This is a genomic window from Bradyrhizobium sp. SZCCHNR2028, from assembly GCF_032380995.1.
Classification (GTDB): Bacteria; Pseudomonadota; Alphaproteobacteria; order Rhizobiales; family Xanthobacteraceae; genus Bradyrhizobium.
In genome coordinates, this window is the sequence record NZ_JAUHJF010000054.1 from 1 (window position 1) to 1,009 (window position 1,009).

Consider the following 1,009-nt stretch of genomic DNA (forward strand, 5'->3'; position numbering starts at 1 on the left):
GGCTCTCATCGTTTCCTTCCTGTCGGCTCACCGCCACAATTTCAGCGAGCTGTTGGAGAGAGCCGAAAAGGACGTCGCGCCGCAGATCGTTCGGCTGACCGAAGAGTATATCGAGGCCTCTTGGGGGCGCGCCATCACGATCGAGGAGCTGGCATCGCAGACAGGCGTCAGCATCCGCGCGCTCTCTGCTGCGTTTAAGAAGAGCCGCGGATACTCGCCGACGGCGTTTGCAAAAACGGTGCGATTGCGACAGGCAAAACAGATGCTCTCGGGGCCAGATCAGCGCACCTCCGTCTCTGCAGTCGCCTTCAATTGCGGCTTCGGAAATCTCGGACACTTCGCAAGAGACTATCGCGACATGTTCGGTGAGCTTCCATCCGAAACTCTGTCGCGCGGGCGGCGCGCCGCCTAGCTCGCCTGATAGAAGCGTCGGCCAGGACCATTCCCAAGAGCGCTGGGGCAGCAGCAAAGGTCGCTCAGAAACTGGAACCTCAAGCTATATCGGCGATGAAGGGAGCTGCGGCACCTCGCCGCTGACCGGGTTTTTCCCAGGTTTGAGTCCGGTCAAACCTGAGATACCATCCTTCGATGAACTTGGACCGATCCGTAAGCCTCCTGAGCCGCGCTCCCGTCATTCGTACAGACGATCCGGAGGCGATGGAGCACGCGTTGCGTACGGTCTACGGGGCAACTGGCTTCGCAGTCACCAAGGCAGATGGCTTCCTGGGGGTGGGCAACTACCTTCAGCTTACGAATATCGGCCTGGGCTTTTGTGCATATGGCGGGGCGAGGGCGGTCGTCAAGTTCCCGGAGAGCGACTTCGCGCGCCTGCAAATTGGCCTCAAAGGCAGCGCTTTGACCATTCTGAATCGCACGGCGATCGCGATAACCGAGCGGCAGTCCTGCATAGTTGCGCCTGGCGAACCCAACAGGATTGTGTTCGAGCCAGGTTATGAGCAGCTCATTCTTCGAATAAGCGCGAGGGCGTTGGAGCAGACATTGACGACGC

Annotated in this window: 2 protein-coding genes; both read left to right on the forward strand. The window is 59.6% G+C overall.

All coding sequences use genetic code 11. The annotated features are described in order from the left end of the window. Positions 1 to 412, forward strand: a 412-nt coding sequence (locus QX121_RS31595) for a helix-turn-helix transcriptional regulator (protein WP_315813918.1), incomplete at its 5' end; no start/stop codon positions are given. Between the two features lie 257 nt (positions 413 to 669). Beyond that, a partial coding sequence (locus tag QX121_RS31600) for a cupin domain-containing protein (RefSeq protein WP_409999390.1) occupies positions 670 to 1,009 on the forward strand: 340 nt, incomplete at its 3' end.